Origin of the sequence: Muricoccus radiodurans, from assembly GCF_050154705.1 — a bacterium.
In the GTDB taxonomy this organism is placed as follows: domain Bacteria; phylum Pseudomonadota; class Alphaproteobacteria; order Acetobacterales; family Acetobacteraceae; genus Roseomonas; species Roseomonas radiodurans.
Genome location: NZ_CP189561.1, coordinates 4,351,564 through 4,375,593 on the forward strand (window position 1 = coordinate 4,351,564; position 24,030 = coordinate 4,375,593).

The following is a 24,030-nucleotide window of genomic DNA, read 5'->3' on the forward strand; positions in this document are numbered from 1 at the left end:
GAACTGCGCATGGCGGGCGTTGTGGTGGTGACGGGATCGGGGCGCGGCATCGGGGCCGCGACGGCGCGGATGGCGGCGAAGCGGGGGCACGCGGTCTGCGTGAACTACGCGGAGCGGGCCGACCGGGCGCAGCAGGTGGTCGACGAGATCCGCGCCGGCGGCGGGCGGGCGGCGCTGGTGAAGGCCGACGTCTCGAAGGAGGCCGAGGTGGAGGCGCTGTTCGACCAGGTGGATCGGGAGCTGGGGCGGGTGACGGGGCTGGTGAACAATGCCGGCATCACCGGGGCCGCGACGCGGTTCGAGGATTATGACCTCGCCACGATGCAGCGGGTGTTGGACGTGAATGTGATCGGGACGATGCTCTGCACGCGGGCGGCGGCGAGGCGCATGTCCACGCGGCACGGCGGCCAGGGCGGGGCGATCGTGAACCTCTCCTCGGTCGCGGCGACGCTCGGCGGGGCGGGGCAGTGGGTGGCCTATGCGGCGGCGAAGGGGGCGGTGAACAGCATGACCGTCGGGCTGTCGCGGGAGCTGGCGCCGGAGGGCATCCGGGTGAACGCCATCCTGCCCGGGCTGATCGACACGGAGATCCACGCGACGGCGGGCGTGGGCGACAGGATGCAGAAGCTGCTGCCCTCTATCCCCGCCGGGCGGATTGGAACGGCGGAGGAGTGCGCGGAGGCGATCCTTTGGCTGCTGTCCGGCGAGGCGGCCTATATGACCGGGGCGCTGATCCCGATCACCGGGGGGCGTTGAGCCGCGCCGCAGCGTTCCGGCGCCCGGCGGCGGCCTCTCCTGGGGTGGCCCGCCGCGGCGCCGGGCGTCAGTGGTGGGGGGTGCCGAGCGTGAAGAGCACCATCACGCCGATCAGCGCGACGAAGCCGAGGATCGCGGGGATGGCGGGGATCAGCAGCACGCCGATGGCCAGCCGCGGATGGCCGCTGCGCTGGAGTTGGAGCGCGCCCATGAGGACCGCGAGGACCAGCGAGATCGCGAAGAGCCAGGGCGAGAGGTGCATGGGGGTTACGACGGGCACGCGCGCGAGGCTGACGGTGGCGTAGGCCACGGAGGCGGCGATCAGCACGTCGAGGCCGAAGAGGAACAGGAAGGGGGTCATCGTCGTGGTCCCGTTCCGGCGTCCTGCCGGGACCTCACGGTTATCCCACCCGCCCGTCGCGCGCGTGTCCCGCCGGGGGGACGGGCCTGTCGCGTTCGTCGCGATGGCCTTTCGCGGACCGGAATCGTTGCGGCACCGGGCGGTCTGATCAGCGTGCGCTAACGGGGCCCGAACCCCTCGGAAGACGTCATGACCACCATCTGCGCCTCGGCCCGCGGGTCCTATGCGCTGTCCGGCGGGGCGAAGAACGACGCCCGCATCCCGCCGTGCGGGATCGGCAGCCCCAACCAAGGCTTCGACGGCCGGGAAACGCCATGTCCGACGACATTTATGCAGGGGACGCGATCGGCCCTGGGGAGAGGGAGAAGGAATTCTCCCTCTCCCCAGACCCTCACCCTCATCTCTCTTTTCCAGGCTGCCGCGGAATCCAGAGACGGGCTCTCCCATCTCCGGATTCCGCGGCCGCCCGATAGAAAAAGGAGGGGGACCGGGGGAGTTCACCCCCCCGGCCTTGCTTGTTCAGGCGAGCGTCGTCAGGTCCTGGAACCAGTGCTGTGCCTGGGTGTAGCCGCGCACGTTGCGGCCGAGGATGTGCGGGTTGGTGTCGTGCACGACGAAGACGAGCAGCGCCTGGTCCACCACGCGCTCATGCACGCGGGCCATGAGGCGGTCCTGCTCGGCGATATCGAAGGACTGGGTGGCGGCGTCGATCAAGCGGTCCGTCTCGGCGTCGCGATAGTGGGACCAGTTCACGCCGGTGGGCGCGATCTGGCTCGAATGGAAGAAGCGCACGAGGGCGTAGAGCGGGTCTGACGTGACGTAGGCCACGTTGTTGGCGGTGATGCCGCGCATCGAATCATGCGCCGCGCCGTTCCGCCAGGCCGTGTAGAGGACCTCCAGCTCGACGGGCTGGAACTCGACCTCGATGCCGACCTCCTTCCAGGCCTGCTGGATGTACTCGTTCATTGGCATGGAGAGCATCTGGCCGGAGCCGCCCGTTGCGACGAGGAACTTCGTGCGCATGGGGCGGCCGGGGCCGAAGCCGGCCTCCCGCATGAGGCGACGCGCCTCGTCCGGCGCGTAGCGGAAGCGGAAGGAGGGATTGCCGAACCAGGGGGAGGAGGGGTCCACCACGCCGGTCGCGGGGCGGGCGAGGCCGCCGAGGAGGGAGACGACGTCGTCCCGGTTGATGGCGAGGTTGGCGGCCTGCCGCAGCCGCAGGTCTCGCCAGGGCGAGCCCTCCAGCAGGCTGAGGTGGTAGTTCCAGACATGGGGGGTGACGTTCTCCACCACGCGGTTCCCGGCGGCGCGGAGCTGCGGGACCATGTCGAGAGCCGGCGTCTCGATCAGGTCCATCTGGCCGGTCAGCAGGGCGTTGCTGCGGGTGACGGCATCCGGTGCGCAGATCAACACGATGCGGTCCACCTTCGGCATCCTCGCAGGATTCCAGTAGGCGGTGTTCTTCACGAGTTCGGCGCGTTCGCGCGGGACGAGGCGGGCGAGGCGGAAGGGACCGGTGCCGGAGGGCTCCATCGCGAAGCGGTCCCAGGAGCGGCCGAGCTTCTCGTATTGCGCGGGGGAGGAAACCAGGAACCAGAGGAGCTGGTAGGGGAAGAGGCTGTCCACGGCCTTGGTGGTGAGCTCCACCGTCATCGCATCCAGCTTGCGCCACGACGCGAGGGAGGGAAGGCGCGGGCGGACCTGGGCGGCCTGGCGCTGGTCGAAATGCGGGGCCTGGGGGTTCATCACCTTCTCCAGGTTCCAGATCACCGCATCCGCGTCGAAGGCGGCGCCGTCGTGGAAGGCGACGCTCTCCCGCAGCTTCAGGGTCCAGCGGCGCCGGTCGGCAGGATCAGCTTCCCAGGAGGTGGCGAGGCCGGGGACGAGCTTCCCGGGGCGGTCGGCCACGTCCATCTCCCAGGCGACGAGGGAGTCGTAGATCGTGTGGCCGGTGAACTGGTAGGCGCCGGCGCCGCGGTCGGGCTGGCCGGTGGTCTGGGGGATGTCGGCCATGGAGATACCGTATCGCAGGACGCGCTCGGCCTGGGCGGCGGCGGGCGTGGGAAGGGTCAGGCCCGCGGGCAGGCCGGCGAGGCCGGTGGCACCCAGCAGGGCGCGGCGCGAGAGGGACATGGGCGGCTCCGGAACGGGGTCCGGGCGTGTGTTGCAACGGCTGTGCCGGATGCCGTCGCGCTACCCCCGCACGTCCATCGCCGATCGCAGCCCGTCGCTGACCATGTTGAAGCAGAGGCTGGTCAGGAAGATGCAGAGCCCCGGCAGCATCGCGATGACAGGCTGGGTGTAGATGGCGGTGCGCAGCGTGTTCAGCATCAGCCCCCATTCCGGCTCCGGCGGGCGGGTGCCGAGGCCGAGGAAGGAGAGACCGGAGGCGAGGATCATCGAGACGGAGATGAGGGAGGTGGCATAGACGAAGATCGGGCCGAGCACGTTCGGCAGGACGTGGGCGCGCACGATGGTCGCCGGCCCGGCGCCGCTGGCCCTCGCCGATTCCACGTAGTCGAGGTTGCGGACGGAGGTGGTGGTGCTCTCGGCCACGCGGATGATCTGCGGGATGAAGACGAGGGTGAGCGACAGCATCGCGTTGGAGATGCCCGGGCCGAGGGCGCCGGAGATGGCGACCGCCAGCAACACGGAGGGGAAGGCGTAGAAGACGTCCGTGGTGCGCATGATCGCCATGTTCACCCAGCCCCCGGCGAAGCCCGCCAGCACGCCGAGCGACCCGCCGATGACGAAGGCGATAAGGACCGGCGTGATGCCGAGGAACCAGGAGAGGCGGCCGCCATAGAGGAGGCGGGTGAGGAGGTCGCGTCCGAGTTCGTCCGTACCCAGGGGATAGCGGCCATCCTGGAACCACACCGGCCGCAGGCGGCGGATCATGCTGGTCTGGTAGGGATCGTGGGGCGCCAGCAGCGGCGCGAAGAGGATGGCGAGCGCCATCAGGAGGAGGATGGCGCCGAAGATCAGCGTGACAGGATCGCGCGACAGGCGGCGGCCGACGCCGGCCCAGTAGCCGCGGCTGCGCGCGGGCGGTGCGGGCTGGGCGGCGGCCAGCGACGCGGCCACGTCGGTAGTGGTGCTCATGCGCGGCGGATCCGGGGGTCGAGGGCGGTCTGGATGAGGTCCACCGCCAGGTTGAGCGCCACGAAGAAGATTGCGAGCACGAGGATGGTGCCCTGGAGCACGGGCAGGTCCCGCTGGAAGATGGCGCTGTTCAGCAGGAAGCCGGTGCCGGGCCAGGAAAAGACCGTCTCCACCAGGATGGAGCCGCCCATGAGGTAGCCGAGCTGGAGACCCATCACCGCCAGCACGGCGGGGGCGGCGTTCTTCACCACGTGCAGCGCGATGCCGCCGCGGCGCAGGCCCTTGCCGCGCAGGGTGGTGACGAAGTCCTGGTTCAGTAGCTCCATCACCACGCCGCGGACGGTGCGGGTGATGATGCCCATGGGGATGACGGAGAGGGTGACGGCGGGGAGGATGAGGAACCGGATGTGCTCCCAGTCCCAGTGCCAGTCGCCCGATCCGCCGGGGCCGGCGCCCATGGCGGGAAGCCAGTTCAGGGTCACGCTGAACAGCACGACCATCACCATGCCGAGCCAGTAATGCGGCACGGAGACCCCCGCCGCCGCGAAGCCGACCGCGAGCTTGTCGAGGAAGGTGCCGCGGAAGACGGCGGCGATCGTGCCGAGCAGGGAACCCATGACGAAGCCGATCCCGGCCGCGGCGAGGGCGAGGGTGAGGGTGTTGCCGACGGCGGTGACGAGATCCGCGGTGACGGGGCGGCCGGTGGCGAGCGACCGGCCAAGGTCCCCCTGCACGACGCGGGAGAGCCAGAGGCCGAACTGCACGGGCAGCGGGCGGTCCAGGCCGTAGTCACGGCGGACCTGCTCCACGACCTCGCGCGGGGCGTCGGCGGGGACGATGGCGTTGACCGGGTCTCCCGGCGCGATCTGCACCAGCATGAAGCAGACGAGGCCGACCGCGAGGGCGATCGGCACGGCGTAGAGGACCCGGCGGAGGAGGTAGAGCAGCATCAGGCGGCGTCCGGGACGAGGATGCAGCGCGCGGAGTGGCCGGGAACGGGGCTACGGGGCTCCGGCACCTTCGGCAGGCAGGCGGGCTGGGTGTGCAGGCAGCGCGGCGCGAAGGCGCAGCCCTGGGGGACGCGTTCGAGGTTCGGCGGGGCGCCGGGAATGGTCGTCAGGCGGACGCCGCGCATCCCCTGGTGCACCGTCGCGCCGAGCAGGCCCTGGGCATAGGGGTGGAGGGGGTTGCGCAGGAGGTCGCGGACCGACCCCTCCTCGATGAACTTGCCGGCGTACATGACGGCGATGCGGTCCGCGACCTCCCCCGCCACGCCGAGGTCGTGGGTCACGAAGATCACGCCCATCCCCATCTCCTGCTGGAGGCGGCGGAGCAGGAGGAGGATCTGGATCTGCACGGTGGCGTCGAGCGCCGTGGTGGGTTCATCGGCCAGGAGGAGCTTCGGGCGGCAGGAGAGGGCGATGGCGATCATCGCGCGCTGGCGCAGCCCGCCGGAGAGCTCGTGCGGATATGCGGCGAGGCGGCGCTTGGCGGAGGGAATCTGGACGAGGTCGAGCAGTTCCAGCGCGCGGGCCTCGGCGGCGGCGCGCCCCAGGCCCTCGTGCCGCATCACCGTCTCGGTGATCTGGCGGCCGATGGTGAAGACGGGGTCCAGCGCCGTCATCGGCTCCTGGAAAATCATAGAGACGACGGAGCCGCGGATGTCGGCCATGCGGGCGTCGGGCGCGGCGACGATGTCATGTCCGCCGACCCCGATGGTGCCGGTGATCTGCGTCCGCCGCGGCGGGTTCAGGCGCATCAGGGCGCGCAGGGTGACGGACTTGCCGGAGCCGCTCTCGCCGAGGATGCAGAGGGATTCGCGCTCGGCGAGGTCGAAGGAAACGCCGTTGACGGCGTGAACCGTGGCATCGCGGGAGACGAAGCGGACGTGCAGGTCGCGCACGCGCACCAGCGGGTCCGCCACCGCGTGCGTGATGGGCGGGGACAGGGTGGCGACGTCGCTCATGCGGCGAGCCTCGGGGCGCGGCTGTGGCCGCTGTTCGGGACGACCATGAGGCAGGCGGCCTCCTGACCCGCGGGAGCGGTGTGCAGCGGCGGCACGACGGTGGAGCAGACGGGCTCCGCATGGGGGCAGCGCGTGTGGAAGCGGCAGCCGGCGGGCGGGTTGATCGGGTTCGGCGGATCGCCGGACAGCGGCGGCTCCGTCCGGCGCAGGTCCGGGTCCATGGAGGGGCGGCTGGCCAGCAGCGCGGCGGTGTAGGGATGGGCGGCGGCCGCGTAGATCGACTCCACCGGGCCGAGCTCCGCGATGCGGCCGAGATACATGACCAGCACGCGGTCGGCCATGTACTGCACCACGTTCAGGTCATGGGAGATGAAGAGGTAGGTGAGCTCGAACTGCGCCTTCAGGTCCTGCAGCAGGTTCAGCACCTGCGCCTCCACCGACTTGTCGAGGGCGGAGACGGGCTCGTCCAGCAGCACCAGGCGCGGCCGCAGCGCCAGGGCGCGGGCGATGTTGACCCGCTGGCGCTGTCCGCCGGAGAGTTCGTGCGGGTAGCGGCGCGCGAAATGGTCGGGGTTCAGGCCCACCGCGGCCAGCAGGTCCCGCGCCCGGGCCCGCGCGTCCCTGCGCGCGAGGCCGTGCACCACGGGGGCGAAGGCGATGGATTCCTCGATCGTCAGGCGCGGGTTCAGGGAGGCGTAGCTGTCCTGGAACACCATCTGGACCTGGCGGCGATACTCCTTCAGCGGCATCTCCCGGCCGCCGACGGTCTGGCCGTCGAAGATCACCTCGCCCGCGGTGGGCGCCATCAGCGCGATGATGAGGCGGGAGGTGGTGGACTTGCCGCAGCCGGATTCGCCGACGATCCCCAGCGTCTCGCCCTTGCGGACGTCGAAGCTCATGTCGTCCACGGCCTGCACCACGCCCGCGCCGCGGCCGAGGAAGCCGGACTTCAGCGGGAAGTGCTTCGTCAGCCCGCGGATGGACAGCAGCGGCTGGGCCGGCCCGCCGACATCGGGCAGCGGCGGAAGCTGGGTGATCGCGCCGTCCGACATCATGGCATTCAGCCCATCGTCACCGGGGTCAGGTCCTGGAACCAGTTGCGGGCCTGGACGAAGCCGCGCACGCGGGGAGCCATCGCCCGCGCGTTCAGGTCGTGGGCGACGAAGAGGAACATCGCCTCGTCCACGATGCGCTGATGGCCACGGGCCATGAGAGCATCCTGCGCGGCGGGGTCGAAGGTCTCGCGCAGGCCCTTGCAGACGGCGTCCAGCTCCGGGTCGTTCAGATAGCCCCAGTTCGTGCCGCGCGGGGCGATGAGGGCAGAATCCACGTGGCGGATGAGGGCGGTGAAGGGGTCCTGGGAGAAGTAGGAGTAGTTCAGCGCGTGCGCGCCGCGGCATTGCGGGTCGCGCGATCCGGCGCGCCAGGCGTTGATGACGGCGTTCCACTCCATCACCTCGAACTCGACGGTGATGCCGACCTCCCGCAGATTCTCCTGGATCGCCTCGTTCATCGGCAGGGGCTGCATCATGCCGGAGCCGGAGGAGGGAATGATGACCTTCGTCCGTGCGGGGTTGCGCGGGCCGAAGCCGGCCTCCGCCATCAGCTTGCGGGCCTCGGCCGGATCGTGGCGGATGCGGAAGCTGGGATTGCCGAACCAGGGGGAGCTCGGCGTCAGCAGCCCGACGCCGGGCTGCATCTGGCCGTCCATCATGCCCATCATGCCCTCCCGGTCCACCGCGAGGTTCGCCGCGCGGCGCACCCGCACGTCCCGCCAGATCGAGCCGGGCGTGGTGAAGTCCAGGTGCCAGACCCAGTTGTGCGGGTACTCGTTGGTGACGATGTTGAAGCGGGCGGCGCGCAGGCTGGCCGTCACGTCGGGGGCGGGGGCCTCGATCCAGTCCACCTGGTTGGCGCGCAGGGCGGCGGCGCGGGTGTTGGCCTCCGGCAGGGGCAGCAGCACCAGCCGCTCCACCTTCGGGCGGCGAGCCGGGTTCCAGTAGTCGGGGTTGCGAACGAGCACGCCGCGCTCCCGCAGGCTGAACTCCGTCATCTTGAAGGGGCCGCTGCCCGAGGGGGCGTTGAGGAAGGCGTCCCAGGAGCGCCCGACCTTCTCCCACTGCGCGGGGGAGGACATGGTGATCCAGGCGATGCCGTAGGGCAGCAGCGCGTCGGGCTCGCTCGTGCGGATCTCCAGCGTGCGGGCGTCCAGCGCGGTGGCCTTCGCCACGGTCGGGATACGGGAGCGGCCCTGGGCGGCCTGCCGCGGGTCGAATTGCGGGGCGCCGCTCTCCAGCAGCTTCTCGAAGTTCCAGACAGCGGCCCCGGCGTTGAAGGGGCTGCCGTCGTGGAACCGCACATCCTCCCGCAGGGTGAAGATCCAGCGCTTGTTGTCGGCCGGGTCCACGCGCCACTCGGTCGCGAGGCTGGGGATGAGGCGGGAGGGCGCGTCGGCCCGCGAGAGGTCCCAGGCGATGAGGCTGTCGAAGACGGTGTAGCCGATGAAGCGCTGTCCCTCGCCGCCCTGATCGGCCTGGCCGTTGGGCAGGGGCACGGCGGCCGCCGTCATGCCGATCCGCAGCGTGCCGCCGCTCCCGGCCGGCGCCTGGGCCTGAGCGAGATCCCAGGGGAGCGGCGCGGCCACCAGGCCGGCACCGGCGGAGAGGAGGGAGCGGCGATTCATCGTCAAGGGCTTCGTCCCGGGAGAGGGTCCGGGATCAGCAAGCGACATGCCACGGGATCGGCCCGCCCTGGCACCGAACTTGCGTGATTAACTTCCCGCAACCCTTCGGGACGAAACGCATGAGGATCCTTCCCAAGCGGCCGCTGCTCCAGGCGGCCGCCCTGCTCGCTTTGCTCGCGGCGCCGGCCCTGGCGCAGGAGAAGGTGCTGCGGATCGGCATGACGGCGGCCGACATCCCGCGCACGCTGGGACAACCGGACCAGGGCTTCGAGGGCAACCGCTTCACCGGCATCCCGATGTTCGACGCCCTGGTGAACTGGGACCTGTCGAGCGCCGACCGCGCCTCCGTCATCATCCCCGGCCTGGCGACCGAATGGCGGGTGGACCCGGTGGAGCCGACCAGGTGGCGCTTCACCCTGCGCCAGGGCGTGCGCTTCCACGACGGCAGTCCCTTCAACGCCGCCGCAGTGGTGTGGAATGTCCAGAAGGTGCTGGACCAGGCGGCGCCGCACTACGACGCGTCGCAGGTCGGCGTCACCGTCTCCCGCATGCCCACGCTGCGATCGGCCCGCGCGGTCTCCGACTACGAGGTGGAGCTGGTCACCAGCGAGCCGGACAGCTTCCTGCCGATCAACCTGACGAACCTCTTCATCGTCTCCCCGGCGCACTGGCAGGCGAAGCTCGCCGCCGTGCCGGCGAGCGTGACCGATCCGCGCCAGCGCGCCACCCAGGCCTGGACCGCCTTCGCGGCCGAGCCGTCCGGCACCGGCCCTTTCCGCGGCACGCGGCTGGTCCCGCGAGAGCGGTTCGAGATGGTGGCCAACCGGGACTACTGGGACCCGGCGCGCCGCCCGCGGATCGACCGCGTGGTGCTGCTGCCCATTCCCGAGGCGAACACCCGCACCGCCGCGCTGCTGGGCAACCAGGTGGACTGGATCGAGGCGCCGGCGCCGGATGCCGTGCAGCAGATCCGCTCCCGCGGCTTCACCCTGTACCAGAACGAGCAGCCGCATGTCTGGCCGTGGCAGTTCTCCTTCGCGGAGGGATCGCCCTGGCTGGACCGGCGCGTGCGCCACGCCGCCAATCTTTGCGTGAACCGGGAGGAGCTGCGCACGCTGCTGAGCGGGCTGATGGTGCCGGCCCATGGCACGGTGGAGGAAGGCCATCCCTGGTGGGGCAATCCGAGCTTCCGCATCCGCTATGACCTGGCCGAGGCGCAGCGGCTGATGCGGGAGGCCGGCTTCTCCCCGCAGCGGCGGCTGACGGTGAAGGTGCTGACCTCGGCCTCGGGTTCCGGCCAGATGCAGCCGCTGCCGATGAACGAGTTCCTGCAGGAGGCGCTGCGCGCCTGCTACTTCGACGTGCAGCTTGAGGTGGGCGAGTGGAACGCCGTCTTCACCAACTGGCGGGAGGGGGCGCGCCACGCCAATGCCCGCGGCGCCAACGCCACCAACGTCACCTTCGCCACCATGGACCCCTTCTTCGCCATGGTGCGCTTCGTCGCCACGGCCGCCCAGCCGCCGGTCTCGAACAACTGGGGCTTCTTCTCGAACCCGGAATTCGATCAGATCATCGCCACCGCGCGCACGACCTTCGAGCCGACGGCGCGCGACGCGGCGCTGGCCCGGCTGCACGCGCGCATCGTGGAGGAGGCGCCCTTCCTCTGGGTGGCGCATGATGTCGGGCCGCGTGCGATCTCCGCGCGCGTGAAGGGCGTGGTGCAGCCGCGGTCCTGGTTCATCGACATCGCGACCATGTCGATGGACTGAAGAAAGGCCGGGGGAGTGCATTCCCCCGGACCCCATCTCTTTCTTCAAGGCTGCCGCGGAATCCTGATGCGGGATCGCGGGACCTCGAAGCGCGGCGGTGCCACTCCGGTTACGCCCGCTTAACCGCCCGGGGCGACACTCCGGCCCCTGGCGGGGAAGGACCGGAGTATCCCTTGAGCGACCTTATCGAGCGGCCGGCCACCCCTGCCATGGGCCTGGGCGCGGCACCGCCCGTGACCGGGCACGTGGTCGCCGTGATCGGGCAGAACGAGAACGGGATCCTGCGGGAATCCGCATCCCGATTCATGGAGCTGCTGCGGCCGCTGGGCGTGGCAGGGCATGTGCTGGACCTCTTCAGGCCCGACTGGCCCGCGACTCTGGACGCGCTGCTGCAGGAGCGGGTGCTCTTCGCCTGGGGGCCGGCCGGGGTCGGGGCGCATCTGCCGCTGGAAGGCGGGAACCTGTGGGACGCGCTGCGGGTCCCGTTCATCTCCGTCCTGGCGGACCATCCTTGCATCATGCCGCGGAACCACCACGTGCCGGCCCTGCACGTGGCGAACGGCTACATGGTGCCGGACTGGCTGGCGGTGCAGCGGAGCCTCATCCGCGCCCCGCAGCTCTCGGGCATCCTGCCGCTGGGCGTGCTGCCGAACCCGCACCGGGACGCCATTCCCTGGCGTGACCGGCCGCACCGGATGGTTTTCGTGAAGACCGGCTCCGATCCCGAGGCGTGGCGCCGCCGCTGGGCCGATTTCCCCGCCCGCATCCGCGCCGTGCTGGAGGAGTCGAGCGAGGCCGCGCTGCACGGCTGGCCGCGCGAGGTGACCGAGGCCGTGTCGGAGGCCGCGGAGGGCCAGGGACTCTGGCTGGAGGGACGGCCGGAAGCGCTGTTCGGCCTCTGCTACGAGGTGGACACCTATGTCCGTGACGTCCGCTCCACGGCCCTGGCGCGGGCGCTGCTGCACCTGCCGGCGGTGATCCACGGGCGAGGCTGGGAGCATCTGGCCGGTCAGGCGACGCGGGCGCGCTTCCTGCCGGCGCTCGACGCCGCGCTGCTGCCGACGCTCTATGCCGAGAGCGGCTTCGTGCTGAACACCTCGCCCAACTTCACGCGCGGCATTCATGAGCGGGTGGTGAACGGCTTCGCCTCAGGGGCCTGTGTCGTGTCGGACGCGAATCCGGTGATGGAGGAGCGCTTCTCCGGCCTGCCCTCCTTCTTCGGAGTGGACGTGATGGACCCCGACCTGCCGGACCGGCTTGCGGCGCTGTTCCACGACACCACCGACCGCGGCGACGCGGTGCGACCGGCGGCCGAGCTGGCCGCGCGCGACTTCGACGCGATGGGTTTCATGCAGGGGCTGATCGGGATGGCGCACGAGATCCGCCTTCTCTCGGGCTTCGAGGCGTTCCTTGCCTGACATGCCCGGTGCCGCCCGCATCATGGAACCGGATCTCGACGCCTTCCGCGCGCTGATGACGGCACGGGGCTGGGTGCGCTTTCCGACCCAGGTCCCGGCGCCGCTGCTAGCCGACCTGCGGCACGACCTGGACGAGGCGTATCGCAAATGGCGCGCGATGCAGCTCCGCAATGGCGTGGGCGCGGGGACGGATGGCACGCTGCACCATTTGGCCGGGCGGGGGACGAGCGTGGACGCCTTCCTGGCGTCGCTGCCGCTGCACCCGGCGATCTCCGCCTTCTTCGAGGCAGATCGCTACATCCTGAACGCCTGCGGCGGCTTCCTGAACCTGCCGGCGTCCGAGACCTATGTCGGGCGGGTGCACCGGGATGTGCGCGGCTTCAGCGGCGACTATCCGATCCTGGTCAACATGCTGGTGATGCTGGACGACTTCACCGAGGAGAACGGCGCGTCCTGGATGCTCACCGGATCGCACCGTCTGCCGGAGCGTCCTTCAGACGACCTGTTTTTCGCCCATGCGGAGCGGAACACGGGGCGCGCGGGGGATGTCGTGCTGTTCGACTCGCACCTCTGGCACTGCGCGGGGGTGAACCGCACCCCGGCGCCGCGGCGGGCGCTGACGATCTCCTACAGCCGGCCTTTCGTGAAGCCGCAGATGGATTATGCCGGTCTCGCGACGCCCGAGGTGATCGAGACCTACGGCGAACCGATGCGGCAGTTGCTGGGCCTCAACGCCGGCGTTCCACGGAGCGTCGACGCCTATTACCAGCCACCGGAGCGGCGCGCCTACCGGGCGGACCAGGGATGATGGCCCTGCCCCCCGCGAAACAGCCGGCCATCCGTTCCGCGGCAGCCTGGAAAAAAGAGAAGGGGGGCTCGGGAGGAATTCTTCCCCCCCGCCTTTCTCCCCTTTGAATATCCACGGCCGCAATGTGGTGCTGCGCGCGATCGAGGAATCCGACCTCGACCCACTGCACGCCTGGGGGAATGACCCGGAGATCTGGCAGCGTCTGGGCGGGTGGCATTTCCCGACCTCCCGCCGAGACACGGCGGCCTGGGTGGCGCGGGCGTCGGACGCGGCGAACCAGCGCTTTGCCGTCACGCTGGACGGGGCGCTGGTCGGCACGGCCAATCTGGTGGAGATCGACTGGAAGAATCGCCACGCCTTCCATGGGATGATGCTCGGTTCGATCGAGGCGCGGGGGCGGGGCGTCGGCACCGACACGGTGATGGCGGTAATGCGCTATGCCTTCGATGAGTTGGGGCTGGAGCGGCTGGACGGCGCGATCATCGAAGGGCACGCGGCCTCGATCGCGCTGTATTGCCGGCGCTGCGGCTGGCAGGTGGAGGGGCGGCAGCGGCGCTGGTACTTCCGGCAGGGGCAGTGGTTCGACCGGCTCCTCGTTGGGGTGACGCGGGAGGATTATGCGGCGCTGCTGGCGGAGCGGCGGTACTGGGATTAGCCACCGAGGCAGATGAAGAGCGCGGAGCCGGCGGTGAAGGCGCAACGGATGTCGTCGGCGCGGCCTGACAGGAGCGCGTCGCCGACGCGGCGCGGGCCGTCGCCGAAGGGCCAGAGATAGTCGTCCAGCACGAGCCAGCCACCCGCGCGCAGGAGCGGGAGCCAGGAGGCGACGTCGGCGGAGACGTGCTCGTGCGCGTGGTTGCCGTCGATGTGCAGGATGGAGATCGCGCCGGTGTAGGTGGTGCGGCCGAAAGCGGGGGATTCCACCACGCGGCTCGCGCGGTAGGCAGCGGCGCCCTCCACAGAGGAAAGGCGGAGCGTGTTCACGCCGCGCCCGCCGAAGGAGAGGAGGTTGATGCGGAAGATCCGCATGGCCTCCTCGTGGTCCGCGGCGGCGCTGACAGTGTCGAGCTCCTCGACGCCCTGGCGCGTGCCCTCCGGCGTCCAGGGGTCCACGCACAGCAGGTCACCGATGCCGTGGCGCGCCGCGAGCCAGGCGAGGACGAGGGCCGACTTGCCCCACCAGGAGCCGATCTCGACCAGGTCGCCCGGCGGGGCGTGGCGGGCGATGGCGGCCAGGGCCCAGATCTTCTCGTCGTCGCACATGCCGGGGACGGCCCAGGCGGCGCGCAGCAGAGCCGCGGCGGCCTCCGCGCCCAGGGGCGGTTGTCGCGTGCCGCGGCCGAGGCGCGCATCCTCCGTCAGGAAGGCGGCGTCGCGGAGCAGGCTGCGGTAGCCGGCGACCTCGGCCGCGTAGGGCGCGACCGCCCGCAGGGCGCAGCCGGGGGCAATGCGCGGCAGGAGGTCGTGCAGGCGCTCGTGCACGACGGGGTGCGGGGTGGCGACGCGGGTGATGCCGCGGGCGCGGATGGTGGCGGAGAGCCGCGCCGGGAAGTCGGGCGCGTCGTGATAGGGCAGGTGCTCCCAATCCGGGAAGCGGCGGCGCGCGGGATCGAAGGGAAGGGAGGAGGCGCCGACGACGCGGCCGCCGCGCGCCTCGGCCTCCGCGGCGAGGGTGCGGGCGGCGGCCATGCCGGCCGGGAAAACGAGGGTGACGTCCGGGGATGCGGACATGGCGGGGCATTCCGTGGGGCGGGGCGCGCCCGCGGGTCGCCGGAGCTTGCGCCGCCGCCGCTTAACCACCCGCTAAGGCCCGCCGGGCAAGGATGGGCATCTCGGCCGGGGCACCCGGCGGCGCGGAGAACGACACCATGCCCGATGGCTTCTGGCCGCCCCAGCGTCCGCCGATCCCCGTGGCCCGTCCCCTCCTGCCGCGGGCCGAGGCGCTGCTGCCCTATCTGCAGGAGATGGATGCGGCGCGCTGCTACTCCAATTTCGGGCCGCTCTCCCGGCGGCTGGAGCGCCGGTTGGCGGAGCAATACGGCATCGCCGCGGGCAGCGTCGTCACCGTCGCCAATGCGACGCTCGGCCTGACGCTGGCGTTGCAGGCGCAGCGGCCGCGGCCGGGATCGCTCTGCCTCATGCCGGCCTGGACCTTCGCGGCCTCGGCCCATGCGGCGGTGCTGGTGGGGCTGCGGCCGCACTTCCTCGATGTCGGGGAGGACGGGGCGCTGACGCCCGGGGCGGTGGAGCGGGCGCTCGCGTCCCTGCCGCCGGGCCGTGTCGGCGCGGTGATGGCCGTCGCCCCTTTCGGCCGGCCGCTGGAGGCGGCGGCCTGGGACGCGCTGGCCGCGCGCACCGGTCTGCCGATGGTGCTGGACGCCGCGGCGGGGTTCGACGGACTGGTGCCGGGCCGCGTGCCGGCCGTGGTGTCGCTGCACGCGACGAAGATCCTCGGTGCGGGGGAGGGCGGCTTCGTCGTCTCCTCCGATCCCGCGGTCCTGCGGGAGGTGGAGCGGCGCTCCAATTTCGGCTTCGCCGGCGGGCGGAACGCGCGGGTCACCGCCATGAACGCGAAGATGAGCGAGTACGCCGCGGCCGTCGCCCTGGCCGGGCTGGACGCCTGGCCGGACACGCGGGCGCGCCTGGCCGGCGCTGCCGCCGCCTACCGGCGGGCCCTGCGCGGCGTGCCCGGCGCCGCGTTGCAGGAAGGCTTCGGGACGCGCTGGCTCTCCGCCACCGCCGTGGTGTCGCTGCGCGGCGCGCCGCCCCTGGATGCGCTGGAGGAGGCCCTCGCGGCAGAGGGGATCGCCACCCGCCGCTGGTGGCCGCGCGGCCTGCACGAGGAGGAGGCCTTCTCAGGCTTCGGGCACGAGGCCCTGCCCGTCACGGCGCGGCTCTCCGCCACCACCCTCGGCCTGCCCTTCTTCACCGACATGAACCTGGCCGAGGTCGAGCGCGTCGGCACCGCGCTGAGGCGTGCCCTGGGCGCGCACGCGCCCTTCGCCCTGTCCGCCTGAACCGCGAGCCCCAGGAGACCGGATGGCATCCATGACCGACGCCGGCACCCTCTCCCTCCAGGAGGAGGGGGAGCGGCTGAACACGATCTCCGGCGTCTATGCCGACTTCGCCTTCGACCGGCTGATGCGCGGCTACATGCTGCGGACCTTCCGGCCCCACCTGCCGCGCCTGCCCGGCGGCGCGCGGGCGCTGGAGATGGGATGCCACCACGGCGAGTTCTCCGCCCTTATCGCCCCCTATTTCAGCCAGCTCGAGATCGTGGATGCGGCGGAGCGCTTCCTGGCCATGACGCGGGAACGACTGGGCGGTCGCGCCGTGTTCCACCGGTCGCTGTTCGAGAGCTTCACGCCGTCCGGGCGGTTCGACTCGATCTTTCTCTGCCACGTGCTGGAACACCTGATCGACCCGGTGCTGGTGCTGTCCCGCGCACGGTCCTGGCTGCGGCCGGGCGGGCGGTTGCTGATCGCGGTGCCGAACGGCATGGCGCCGTCGCGCCAGATCGCCGTGGAGATGGGGGTCGTCCCCTCCCTCTGCGCCTTCACCGAGGCCGACATCCGGGAGGGGCACCGGCGCGTCTACCTGCCCGACACGCTGGCGGCCGACGTGCGCGCCGCCGGGCTGCGGATCGTCGAGCGCGGCGGCATCCTCTTCAAGGCGCTCGCGAACTTCCAGATGGACGGGCTGCTGGCGAACGGCCTCGCCTCCAAGGCTTATCTCGACGGCTGCTACGAGCTGGGGGCGCGGTATCCCGACCTCTGCGCCTCCCTCTACGTGGTGGCGGAAGATTCCGACGCGGCGAGGCCGGCATGAGCACGGCCTCCGACGCGCGCCTGCACGGGGCACGCATGTCGGTCCCCGCCACCATGGAGAGCCGCCGTCCGGCGGCGCGCCCGATCGGGGGCTTCTTCCCGCTCGACCTCGGACCTGCGGCCGGCCCGGGCGTCCCGGTCGCCGCGCGCTGGTTCGAGGGCAGCACCTGCCGCGGCTACGCGAACGCACGCAGCGCGCTCGGCCTGGGATTGCTCTCCGGCCGGGACACGATCCGCACCCTGTGGATGCCGGGCTTCCTCTGCGCCGCCATGGGCCGGGTCGCGGAATCGGCGCTCCGCCGCCGGACGGTGGAGACGGTGGCGCGCTACCCGCTGGCCGCATCCGGGTCGCTCTCCCCCGATCCGGCCTTCCTGGACGCGAAGCTGCGGGAGGGCGATGCGGTCCTGGCGGTCGACTATTTCGGCCAGCCCCCGGCACCGGAATTCCGGGAACTGGTCGCGCGGCGGCGGGACGTGCTGTGGATCGAGGATCGCGCCGGCGCGCTCTGGCCCGGGGACCCCTGGGGGGACGCGCTGCTCTACAGCCCGCGCAAGCTGCTCGGCGTGCCGGATGGGGGCTACCTCGTCCTGCCGCCGGCCAGCCGGTTCGGGGCCCCCGATCCCGGCCCGCCGCCCGGGACGGGCGCCATCGCGCCGCTTCTCCCGGCCCTGCTGCGCTTCGAGGACCCGGAGGAGGCGGACAACGACACCTGGTTCGCCTTCCACCGCGCGCGCGAGGCCGGGGAGACGCTGGAGGCACGCGGGCCGAGCCACCTGACGGATGTGCTGCTGCGCCGGCTGGACCTGTCCGCCATGGCCGTGCGGCGGGTGGCGAACCGGTCGGTGCTGCTGCGGCGCCTGCCGCCGGCGCTGCGGGACGGAGTCTGCGGGCCGACGCCGCACGTCTCGGACTGGGTGCCGCAGGGCGTGCCCGTGCTGGTGCCCGATGCGGACGCCGTGGCGCGGCGCATGGCGGCGGAGCGTGTCTTCTGCCCGGTGATCTGGCCGGACATGGACGATCCTGGGCCCTGCGCGCGGAGTGCGGGCCTCGCCGGGCGGGTGCTGCTGCTGCCCTGCGACCATCGCTACGGCACGGCTGATATGGAGCGGGTGGCCGGGGCGCTGCTGCGGGCGCTGTGAGGGGGCCGGTCGGGCGCCCGTCGCGGCCCTGGGGGAGAGAATTCCTTCTCTCCCCCGGAGCCGCCGGCCGAACGTTTCCGGCCCATCCCCGGCCGGCATGACGCCGATTCATCCTTACGCCTCGGCCGCCTATGCAACGACGCTGCGCCACGTCGGGCGGCCTGTGTGGATCGACGCCTGGGGCACGCACGTCCTGCTGCGGGACGTCCCAGGGTCACCCGGGATGGTGGACGCGGCGGGCCTTTACCCGCTCTGTGCGATGCGACCGGACGCGGACCTTGCAGGTGGATTGCAGGCGCTGCGAGAGCTCTGGGCCGTGAGTGTCGTGCTGGTGGCCGATCCGCTCGCCGGCCCCGATGCGCAGACGCTGGCCGCGCAGTTCCCGCTCTGCCGGGCGTTCAAGACGCATCAATTGGTGAACCGGGCGGCGCCCGTCGTCTTCTCCGCCCACCACCGGGAGCGCGTGCGGCGCGGCGGGCGGCGGGCGCGGGTCGAGCAGGTCGTGTTGCGCGAACCGCGCTGGCGGGCGGCCTGGGAGGTTCTCTACGCCGGGCTGGTGGCACGGCATGGAATCACGGGGGCCGCGGCCTTTCCGCCCGCCGCGTTCGCGGCACTGGCCGGCCTGCCGGAGGGAGCGTTGCGGAGCTTCGCGGCGCTCTCGCCGGATGGCGAGGTGCTGGCCATGCAGCTCTGGGTGCGGCACGGGGACGCGGCCTACAGCCACCTGACCGCGACGAGCGAGGCCGGATACCGGGCGCTGGCGACCTATGCCCTCTACGCCGCGGCGATCGAGGACCTGTCCGACGCGCGGGTGCTCGATCTCGGGGGCGGTGCCGGACATGCGGACGATGCCGAGGACGGGCTGACCCGCTTCAAGGGCGGTTTCGCCAACGCGGCGGTGACTGCGCATCTCTGCGGCGCGGTGCTGGATCCCGCGTCCTATGCGCGCCTGGGCGGCCACGCGGAGACAGGGTTCTTTCCCGCCTATCGCGACCCTGCGCGGGGACGGGCCATACCTGCCCCGGCCTGACGCGGCCCCGTCATTGTTTCGATGCTTGCGAGCGCCGGTCCCGTCGTCGGAAGCTTCCGCCAGACAGGGAGCGGGAGAACGGACATGACCGGGTTGCTGACCGAGGAGGAGATCGCGCGCCTCACCCCCTCCGAGATGCTGCCGCACCGGACACCGATCCCGACGCAGGTCGTCGCGTCCGACGAGTACTACCCCGACCCGCAGAACGAGAAGCAGCGCGAGGTCGAGGCGCGGCTGCTCGGCATGGCGGACGATCTCGGTCGCAAGCAGGGCCTGGACCGCCGCCGCTTCTTCCAGTCCGCCGCGGGGATGGCGGCGTCGTTCCTCGCGATGAACCAGGTCTACGGCCCGGTCTTCGAGGCCAGCGCGGCCGAGGCCACGACGCCCGAGATGGCGAACGAGCGCGCGCGGAGCCTGTCCGGCCAGTTCATCATGGATATGCACACGCATTTCCTGCGCGACGACACGCGCCTCACCAACTTCGTCGCCATGCGCAACGCCGTCGGCCGCGCCGGCTGGAACGCCGACCTCTCGGGCCGGGAGCAGACGATCGAGGATCTGAAGTTCGACAACTACGTGAAGGAGATGTTCCTCGACAGCGATACCAAGATCGCCCTCATCTCCTCCGCACCCTCCGACATCCCGCAGGACTGGTTCCTGACGAACGAGCAGATGGCGGCGGCGCGGGAGCGGGTGAACGCCCAGGCCGGGACGAAGCGCCTCTATGCCCACGCGATCTTCACGCCGGGCTCGCCCGGCTGGCTGGATGATCTGGACCGCGCCCTGGCGCTGAACCCGGATTCCGTGAAGGGCTACACGATCGGCGACAACACCCACAAGGAGACGGCGCAGCATCCCTGGCGCATGGATGACGAGCGGGTGGCCTATCGCGGTTACGAGAAGATGGTCGCCGCCGGCATCCGCAACGTCTGCGTCCACAAGGGCCTCTTCCCGCCCGCCATGGAGACGCGCTTCCCGCGGCTGCGGGACTACGCGGCGGTGGACGACGTCGCCCAGGCCGCGAAGGATTGGCCGCAGCTGAACTTCGTCATCTACCACGCCGGTTACCGCCATGTCGGCGGCGACCCCGCCGTGGCTCTGGCGGAGTTCGAGCGCACCGGCCGTATCGCCTGGACGAGCGACCTGGCCGATATCCCGGAGAAGCATGGCGTCAGCAACGTTTACGCCGACGTGGGTCAGCTCTTCGCCGTGACGCTGATCGCCCAGCCCCGCGTCTGCGCGGCGCTGATGGGCATGCTGGTGAAGGGCATGGGCGCCGATCACGTGGTCTGGGGCACGGACGCCGTCTGGACCGGATCGCCCCAGTGGCAGATCGAGGGCCTGCGCCGGCTGGAAATCCCCGAGGACATGCAGCGGCGCCACGGCTACGCCCCGCTGGGCGCCGCGGACGGCCCGGTGAAGCGCGCGATTTTCGGGGACAACAACGCCCGTCTCTACAATCTGACGCCGGAACGTCGCGGGGCGCTGCGGACGGACGGCTTCGCGCAGTTGAAGGAGCGGTACGAGCGGGAAGGGCCGGCGCCGAGTAACCTGCGCTACGGCTACGTTGCCGATCCGGCGGGGGTGGAGCCCTCAGTGTTTGCCTGAGGCAAGGCCGGGGGGAGGTATCCCCCCGGACCCCCTTCTATTTCTATCAGGCTGCCGCGGAACGGACCGGAGCTGTTCCGCGGGTGGTCTCTAGAGGCGTTCCGCCACGAACCGCCCGGCCTGCATCACGGCCAGCAGGCGCGCCGGGTCCGTCAGCACCGACAGGTCGCGCAGCGGGTCGCCCTCTACCACGATCAGATCGGCATGGGCGCCGGGCGCGACGCAGCCGATCTTCCCCTCCATCCGCAGCAGCCGCGCCGCCTCTCCCAGCGCGGAGGCGATGATCTCCTGCGCCGGCAGCACCTCGCCACGGATGGTGAACTCGCGGGATTGGTGGCGGTGCATGGCGCCCAGTAGGTCCGTGCCGAAGGCGACCCGCACGCCCGCCTCCCGCATCACCTCCAGCGAGTGCAGCCCGGCCAGGCGCACGTCGTCGATCTTCGCGACGCTATCGGGCGGAAGGCCGAGCGAGCCGCCTTCCTCCTTCAAGGCCTCATATGTCACCAGGGTCGGCACGCAGACCGCGCCGCGCTCCGCTGCGAAGCGGGCCGTGTCCGGCTGGATGAGGTTGCAATGCTCCAGGCTGTGGACGCCGCACTCCACCGCGCGGCGGATGGCCGAGTCCGTGTAGAGATGGGCGCTGACATAGGTGCCTGCGTTGGTCGCCTCCTCCACCGCCGCCGCCAGCTCCTCCCGCGCGAAGCCGAGGAAGGCGATGGGATCGGTGGGGGAGGCCACGCCGCCATTCGCCATCACCTTGATGAAGTCGGCGCCCTCCTTGATCTCCTCGCGGCAGGCACGGCGGACCTCCGGCACCCCGTCCGCGATGCGGCCGAGTGCGCCGAGGCGACGGGTGTAGTACTCGGTGGGACGGCGGTCGTAGCGGCCGCGCAGGTCGGTGTGCCCGCCGGTCTGGGACAGCGCCTTGCCGGAGATCACCAGGCGCGGGCCGGTGATGGCGCCTTCCTCCTGCGCGACCTTCAGGCCCCAGTCGGCACCGCCGACGTCACGGACCGTGGTGAAGCCGCGCAGCAGCATGTCCCGCATGATCCCGCCCGCGCGGGCGGCGACGAGGCTGTCCGGCAGTAGCGCGTTGCGCGCCAGGTCCGGCAGCGCCGCGACGACATGGACGTGGCAGTCGATCAAGCCGGGCATGAGGGTCCGGCCGCGCAGGTCCACCACGCGCGCGCCGGACGCGGTAATCGGGCGGTCCGACACCTCTCGGATCGTGCCGTCCTCGACGAGGACGTGGACGCCTTCCCGCGGGCGATCGGAGAGGCCGTCCACGAGAGCGGCGTTCTGGAAGAGGATCATGCGCGCGCGGCCTCCGCATAGGGCAGGACGAGAAGGGCGCCGAAGAGGCGGGCGGTCTCCATCCCGGACTCCGGATAGGCGCCGGGGCGGTCCAGGATGTTCAGCGTGCCCAGCGTGCGGCCGAAGGCCACGACGGGGATGTTGATGCAGGAGCCGAGCCCGAGACTCTCGATGAGGGCGGAATCCGGGAAGGCCCAGCGGATGCCCTCGGCGTCGTTACACATCCAGGGGCGCTGGCCCTGCAGGACATGGGCGCCCCAGGGGGTCGGGCCCATGCGCTTGCGGCCCTGCAGCGGGTAGGCCTCCGGGTCGCTGGTCCAGATGCGCTCCACCTCCGTGCCGTCGGGCGTCGTGATGAGAAGGGTGAAGAGCCGGTGGCCGAGCAGGGCGCCGAGCGAGTCCTGCACGGCCTGGTAGAGGGTCGGCGGACCGGCAGGATCGGACAGGGCGGTGGCGCAGCGCGCCAGATGGTCTTCGAGGGTCATGGCGCCGTCCGGGGGGCTTTCTGGTTGCGTTCGGGAAGGAAGCCCTCCGGCCGCAGCCGCAGCAGGAGGATGAGCAGCAGGCCGACGAGGATCTCCCTCAGCGATGCGGCGCGCACGGGGGTGAGGCCGGGGAGGGCGCCCGCGACGAAGCGCAGCCCCTCCACCATCGCGATCAGGGCGTAGGCGCCGAGCGTGCCGCCGGACACGCGGGCGCGGCCGCCCGCCGTGACGGCGAGGAAGGCGTAGACGGTGACGAGGAGCTGGAAGGTCTCCGGCGAGACGTAGCTCGTGTACTGGCCGTAGAAGGCCCCCGCGAGCGAGGCGATGGCGGCGGAGATCGCGAAGGCCTGGAGCTTCAGCCGCGTCACGGTCTTGCCGGCGACGGCGGCGACCACCTGGTCCTCCCGCACCGCGCGCACGGCGCGGCCCCAGGGGGAGGCGGCGAGGCGCCGCACCAGCCAGCCGGAGGCGAGCACCAGCACGGTGACGAGGCCGAGCATGGCGAGGTGGAATCCCGGGCCCCAGTCCCGCGGGAAAGGGGAGGGAACGCCCGCGATGCCGTCCGTGCCGCCGGTGGCCCAGATCTCGTTGGAGAGGACCAGCCGCAGGGTCTCCGCGAAGCCGAGGGCGACGATCGCGAGGTAGTCGTCCCGCAGGCGCAGCGTCGCCGCCGTGACCAGCGCGCCCGCCAGGGCGCCGAGCGGCAGGGCCGCGGCAAGCGCGAGCGCCGGCGGCCAGCCGCCCCACTTGCCCAGCATGGCGCCCGTGTAGCCGCCGATCGCGAAGAAGCCGGCAAGGCCGAGATTCGGCAACCCCGCCAAGCCCCAGGACACGACGAGGCTCTGCGCGAGCAGCGCGTAGCAGCCGCAGATGACGAGGATGAAGACGAGGTAGTCGGTCATGCGGCCCGCAGGGCGCGCCCCGCCAGCAGCCCGCCGGGCCGCAGCGTGAGCACGAGGAGGATGGCCAGGAACCCCACCGCCTGCCGGTAGGCGGGGGAGAGGAAGGCGGAGGTCATCTCCTCCGCGATGCCGAGGAGGATGGCGCCGACGACGGCGCCGGGGAGGGAGCCGAGGCCGCCGAGGACAGCAGCGGCGAAGACCGGCAGCAGCAGCCGCGTTCCCGCCAGCGGGTCCAGCAGCGTGTCGGAGGCCGCCAGGGTCCCGCCCACCCCGGCAAAGGCGCCGCCGACGAAGACCGCCAGCGCCGCGATCCGGCCGGGCTCCACGCCGCGCAGCCGGGCGAGTTCGGGGTTGTCCGCCACGGCCCGCATGGCGCGGCCGAGGCGTGTCAGACGCAGGATCGCGAGGGCCACCAGCATCAGCCCGAGCGCGAGGCCGAGCGCCTGCAACTGTCCCGGCCCGACCCGCACGGGGCCGACCACCATGTCCCGCACGAAGGGCAGGTCGAAGCCCTGCGGGTCATTTCCCCAGACGAAGCGCGCGACGTTCTCCAGCACGATGCCCGCGGCCAGCGACGCGATGGCCATGCGGAGTGGGCCACCGCCCGCCGCCCCGCGCACCGCGCCCCATTCCACCGCCACCGCCACGATTCCGCCCGCCAGGAACGCGGCGACAAGGGATGGTGCCAGCGGCAGGCCAAGCGACGTGTTCACCCCCCAGGCGGCGTAGGCTCCGAGCGTCGCGAAGCCGCCGATGGCGAAGTTCGTGTAGCGCAGCACCGCGAAGATCGCGCTGAACCCGACCGCCGGCAGCGCCAGCAGCGTGCCGGACACAACGCCGTTCAGCAGCGCCTGGAGCAAG

Annotated in this window: 22 protein-coding genes; 10 read left to right on the forward strand and 12 right to left on the reverse strand. The window is 71.7% G+C overall.

The window, feature by feature from the left end:
• The first annotated feature begins 9 nt into the window (after nt 1-9).
• Nucleotides 10-756 carry an SDR family oxidoreductase gene (locus ACP6CK_RS20440; protein WP_426955150.1) on the forward strand — a complete coding sequence of 249 codons (747 nt, stop codon included), beginning with the start codon at nt 10-12 and terminating at the stop codon, nt 754-756.
• Nucleotides 757-823: 67 nt separating this feature from the next.
• Here ACP6CK_RS20440 and ACP6CK_RS20445 read toward each other — a convergent pair whose 3' ends face one another.
• The 7 genes from ACP6CK_RS20445 to ACP6CK_RS20475 form a co-directional block, all read right to left on the reverse strand.
• Nucleotides 824-1,117, reverse strand: a complete 294-nt coding sequence (locus ACP6CK_RS20445) for a hypothetical protein (RefSeq protein ID WP_426955151.1) — start codon at nt 1,115-1,117, stop codon at nt 824-826.
• A 519-nt stretch (nt 1,118-1,636) separates the two neighbouring features.
• A complete protein-coding gene (locus ACP6CK_RS20450; protein WP_426955152.1) occupies nt 1,637-3,250 on the reverse strand; it encodes an ABC transporter substrate-binding protein in 1,614 nt (537 codons plus the stop codon).
• Nucleotides 3,251-3,310: 60 nt separating this feature from the next.
• Entirely contained in the window at nt 3,311-4,219 is a 909-nt protein-coding gene (locus tag ACP6CK_RS20455) for an ABC transporter permease (RefSeq protein WP_426955153.1), read from the reverse strand.
• Entirely contained in the window at nt 4,216-5,169 is a 954-nt protein-coding gene (locus ACP6CK_RS20460) for an ABC transporter permease (protein ID WP_426955154.1), read from the reverse strand. The genes ACP6CK_RS20455 and ACP6CK_RS20460 overlap by 4 nt, the downstream gene beginning before the upstream one ends.
• Nucleotides 5,169-6,185, reverse strand: a complete 1,017-nt coding sequence (locus tag ACP6CK_RS20465; protein ID WP_426955155.1) for an ABC transporter ATP-binding protein — start codon at nt 6,183-6,185, stop codon at nt 5,169-5,171. Before ACP6CK_RS20465 ends, ACP6CK_RS20460 begins: the two co-directional genes overlap by 1 nt.
• A complete protein-coding gene (locus ACP6CK_RS20470; protein WP_426955156.1) occupies nt 6,182-7,240 on the reverse strand; it encodes an ABC transporter ATP-binding protein in 1,059 nt (352 codons plus the stop codon). Before ACP6CK_RS20470 ends, ACP6CK_RS20465 begins: the two co-directional genes overlap by 4 nt.
• A 5-nt stretch (nt 7,241-7,245) precedes the next feature.
• Nucleotides 7,246-8,868 carry an ABC transporter substrate-binding protein gene (locus ACP6CK_RS20475; protein WP_426959957.1) on the reverse strand — a complete coding sequence of 541 codons (1,623 nt, stop codon included), beginning with the start codon at nt 8,866-8,868 and terminating at the stop codon, nt 7,246-7,248.
• 119 nt (nt 8,869-8,987) lie between these two features.
• Here ACP6CK_RS20475 and ACP6CK_RS20480 point away from each other — a divergent pair, with 119 nt between their 5' ends.
• From ACP6CK_RS20480 to ACP6CK_RS20495, 4 genes are all read left to right on the forward strand, one after another.
• Entirely contained in the window at nt 8,988-10,637 is a 1,650-nt protein-coding gene (locus ACP6CK_RS20480; protein ID WP_426955157.1) for an ABC transporter substrate-binding protein, read from the forward strand.
• Nucleotides 10,638-10,810: 173 nt separating this feature from the next.
• Nucleotides 10,811-12,055, forward strand: a complete 1,245-nt coding sequence (locus ACP6CK_RS20485) for a glycosyltransferase family protein (RefSeq protein WP_426955158.1) — start codon at nt 10,811-10,813, stop codon at nt 12,053-12,055.
• 1 nt (nt 12,056) lies between these two features.
• Nucleotides 12,057-12,863, forward strand: a complete 807-nt coding sequence (locus tag ACP6CK_RS20490; protein ID WP_426959959.1) for a phytanoyl-CoA dioxygenase family protein — start codon at nt 12,057-12,059, stop codon at nt 12,861-12,863.
• Between the two features lie 127 nt (nt 12,864-12,990).
• Entirely contained in the window at nt 12,991-13,518 is a 528-nt protein-coding gene (locus tag ACP6CK_RS20495) for a GNAT family N-acetyltransferase (protein ID WP_426955159.1), read from the forward strand.
• Here ACP6CK_RS20495 and ACP6CK_RS20500 read toward each other — a convergent pair.
• Nucleotides 13,515-14,594: a class I SAM-dependent methyltransferase gene (locus tag ACP6CK_RS20500; RefSeq protein WP_426955160.1), complete on the reverse strand. Its 1,080-nt coding sequence runs from the start codon at nt 14,592-14,594 to the stop codon at nt 13,515-13,517. The genes ACP6CK_RS20495 and ACP6CK_RS20500 overlap by 4 nt on opposite strands.
• 137 nt (nt 14,595-14,731) lie before the next feature.
• Between ACP6CK_RS20500 and ACP6CK_RS20505 the strand changes: the two genes are divergently transcribed.
• From ACP6CK_RS20505 to ACP6CK_RS20525, 5 genes are all read left to right on the forward strand, one after another.
• A complete protein-coding gene (locus tag ACP6CK_RS20505; protein ID WP_426955161.1) occupies nt 14,732-15,880 on the forward strand; it encodes a DegT/DnrJ/EryC1/StrS family aminotransferase in 1,149 nt (382 codons plus the stop codon).
• A 31-nt stretch (nt 15,881-15,911) separates the two neighbouring features.
• Nucleotides 15,912-16,691, forward strand: coding sequence for a class I SAM-dependent methyltransferase (locus tag ACP6CK_RS20510; RefSeq protein ID WP_426955162.1), 780 nt, complete (start codon nt 15,912-15,914; stop codon nt 16,689-16,691).
• Complete coding sequence (locus tag ACP6CK_RS20515; RefSeq protein WP_426955163.1) at nt 16,688-17,830, forward strand: hypothetical protein; 1,143 nt, start codon at nt 16,688-16,690, stop codon at nt 17,828-17,830. The genes ACP6CK_RS20510 and ACP6CK_RS20515 overlap by 4 nt, the downstream gene beginning before the upstream one ends.
• 97 nt (nt 17,831-17,927) lie before the next feature.
• Complete coding sequence (locus ACP6CK_RS20520) at nt 17,928-18,860, forward strand: GNAT family N-acetyltransferase (protein WP_426955164.1); 933 nt, start codon at nt 17,928-17,930, stop codon at nt 18,858-18,860.
• 84 nt (nt 18,861-18,944) lie between these two features.
• Nucleotides 18,945-20,468 carry an amidohydrolase family protein gene (locus ACP6CK_RS20525; protein WP_426955165.1) on the forward strand — a complete coding sequence of 508 codons (1,524 nt, stop codon included), beginning with the start codon at nt 18,945-18,947 and terminating at the stop codon, nt 20,466-20,468.
• Between the two features lie 90 nt (nt 20,469-20,558).
• Here the strand turns inward: ACP6CK_RS20525 and ACP6CK_RS20530 are convergent, their stop codons facing one another.
• The 4 genes from ACP6CK_RS20530 to ACP6CK_RS20545 are packed head-to-tail and all read right to left on the reverse strand — an operon-like array spanning nt 20,559 to nt 24,029.
• Nucleotides 20,559-21,782 carry an amidohydrolase family protein gene (locus ACP6CK_RS20530; RefSeq protein WP_426955166.1) on the reverse strand — a complete coding sequence of 408 codons (1,224 nt, stop codon included), beginning with the start codon at nt 21,780-21,782 and terminating at the stop codon, nt 20,559-20,561.
• Nucleotides 21,779-22,267 carry a GAF domain-containing protein gene (locus tag ACP6CK_RS20535; protein WP_426955167.1) on the reverse strand — a complete coding sequence of 163 codons (489 nt, stop codon included), beginning with the start codon at nt 22,265-22,267 and terminating at the stop codon, nt 21,779-21,781. Before ACP6CK_RS20535 ends, ACP6CK_RS20530 begins: the two co-directional genes overlap by 4 nt.
• Nucleotides 22,264-23,169, reverse strand: a complete 906-nt coding sequence (locus ACP6CK_RS20540; RefSeq protein ID WP_426955168.1) for a branched-chain amino acid ABC transporter permease — start codon at nt 23,167-23,169, stop codon at nt 22,264-22,266. The genes ACP6CK_RS20535 and ACP6CK_RS20540 overlap by 4 nt, the downstream gene beginning before the upstream one ends.
• Nucleotides 23,166-24,029, reverse strand: a complete 864-nt coding sequence (locus tag ACP6CK_RS20545; RefSeq protein WP_426955169.1) for a branched-chain amino acid ABC transporter permease — start codon at nt 24,027-24,029, stop codon at nt 23,166-23,168. Before ACP6CK_RS20545 ends, ACP6CK_RS20540 begins: the two co-directional genes overlap by 4 nt.
• Nucleotide 24,030: the final 1 nt, after the last annotated feature.

Coding starts and splice junctions, on each gene's coding strand:
- ACP6CK_RS20440 (WP_426955150.1), top strand. CDS start 10: ATGGCGGGCGTTGTGGTGGTGACGGGATCGGGGCGCGGCATCGGGGCC.
- ACP6CK_RS20445 (WP_426955151.1), bottom strand. CDS start 1,117: ATGACCCCCTTCCTGTTCCTCTTCGGCCTCGACGTGCTGATCGCCGCC.
- ACP6CK_RS20450 (WP_426955152.1), bottom strand. CDS start 3,250: ATGTCCCTCTCGCGCCGCGCCCTGCTGGGTGCCACCGGCCTCGCCGGC.
- ACP6CK_RS20455 (WP_426955153.1), bottom strand. CDS start 4,219: ATGAGCACCACTACCGACGTGGCCGCGTCGCTGGCCGCCGCCCAGCCC.
- ACP6CK_RS20460 (WP_426955154.1), bottom strand. CDS start 5,169: ATGCTGCTCTACCTCCTCCGCCGGGTCCTCTACGCCGTGCCGATCGCC.
- ACP6CK_RS20465 (WP_426955155.1), bottom strand. CDS start 6,185: ATGAGCGACGTCGCCACCCTGTCCCCGCCCATCACGCACGCGGTGGCG.
- ACP6CK_RS20470 (WP_426955156.1), bottom strand. CDS start 7,240: ATGATGTCGGACGGCGCGATCACCCAGCTTCCGCCGCTGCCCGATGTC.
- ACP6CK_RS20475 (WP_426959957.1), bottom strand. CDS start 8,868: ATGAATCGCCGCTCCCTCCTCTCCGCCGGTGCCGGCCTGGTGGCCGCG.
- ACP6CK_RS20480 (WP_426955157.1), top strand. CDS start 8,988: ATGAGGATCCTTCCCAAGCGGCCGCTGCTCCAGGCGGCCGCCCTGCTC.
- ACP6CK_RS20490 (WP_426959959.1), top strand. CDS start 12,057: ATGCCCGGTGCCGCCCGCATCATGGAACCGGATCTCGACGCCTTCCGC.
- ACP6CK_RS20500 (WP_426955160.1), bottom strand. CDS start 14,594: ATGTCCGCATCCCCGGACGTCACCCTCGTTTTCCCGGCCGGCATGGCC.
- ACP6CK_RS20505 (WP_426955161.1), top strand. CDS start 14,732: ATGCCCGATGGCTTCTGGCCGCCCCAGCGTCCGCCGATCCCCGTGGCC.
- ACP6CK_RS20510 (WP_426955162.1), top strand. CDS start 15,912: ATGACCGACGCCGGCACCCTCTCCCTCCAGGAGGAGGGGGAGCGGCTG.
- ACP6CK_RS20515 (WP_426955163.1), top strand. CDS start 16,688: ATGAGCACGGCCTCCGACGCGCGCCTGCACGGGGCACGCATGTCGGTC.
- ACP6CK_RS20520 (WP_426955164.1), top strand. CDS start 17,928: ATGACGCCGATTCATCCTTACGCCTCGGCCGCCTATGCAACGACGCTG.
- ACP6CK_RS20525 (WP_426955165.1), top strand. CDS start 18,945: ATGACCGGGTTGCTGACCGAGGAGGAGATCGCGCGCCTCACCCCCTCC.
- ACP6CK_RS20530 (WP_426955166.1), bottom strand. CDS start 21,782: ATGATCCTCTTCCAGAACGCCGCTCTCGTGGACGGCCTCTCCGATCGC.
- ACP6CK_RS20535 (WP_426955167.1), bottom strand. CDS start 22,267: ATGACCCTCGAAGACCATCTGGCGCGCTGCGCCACCGCCCTGTCCGAT.
- ACP6CK_RS20540 (WP_426955168.1), bottom strand. CDS start 23,169: ATGACCGACTACCTCGTCTTCATCCTCGTCATCTGCGGCTGCTACGCG.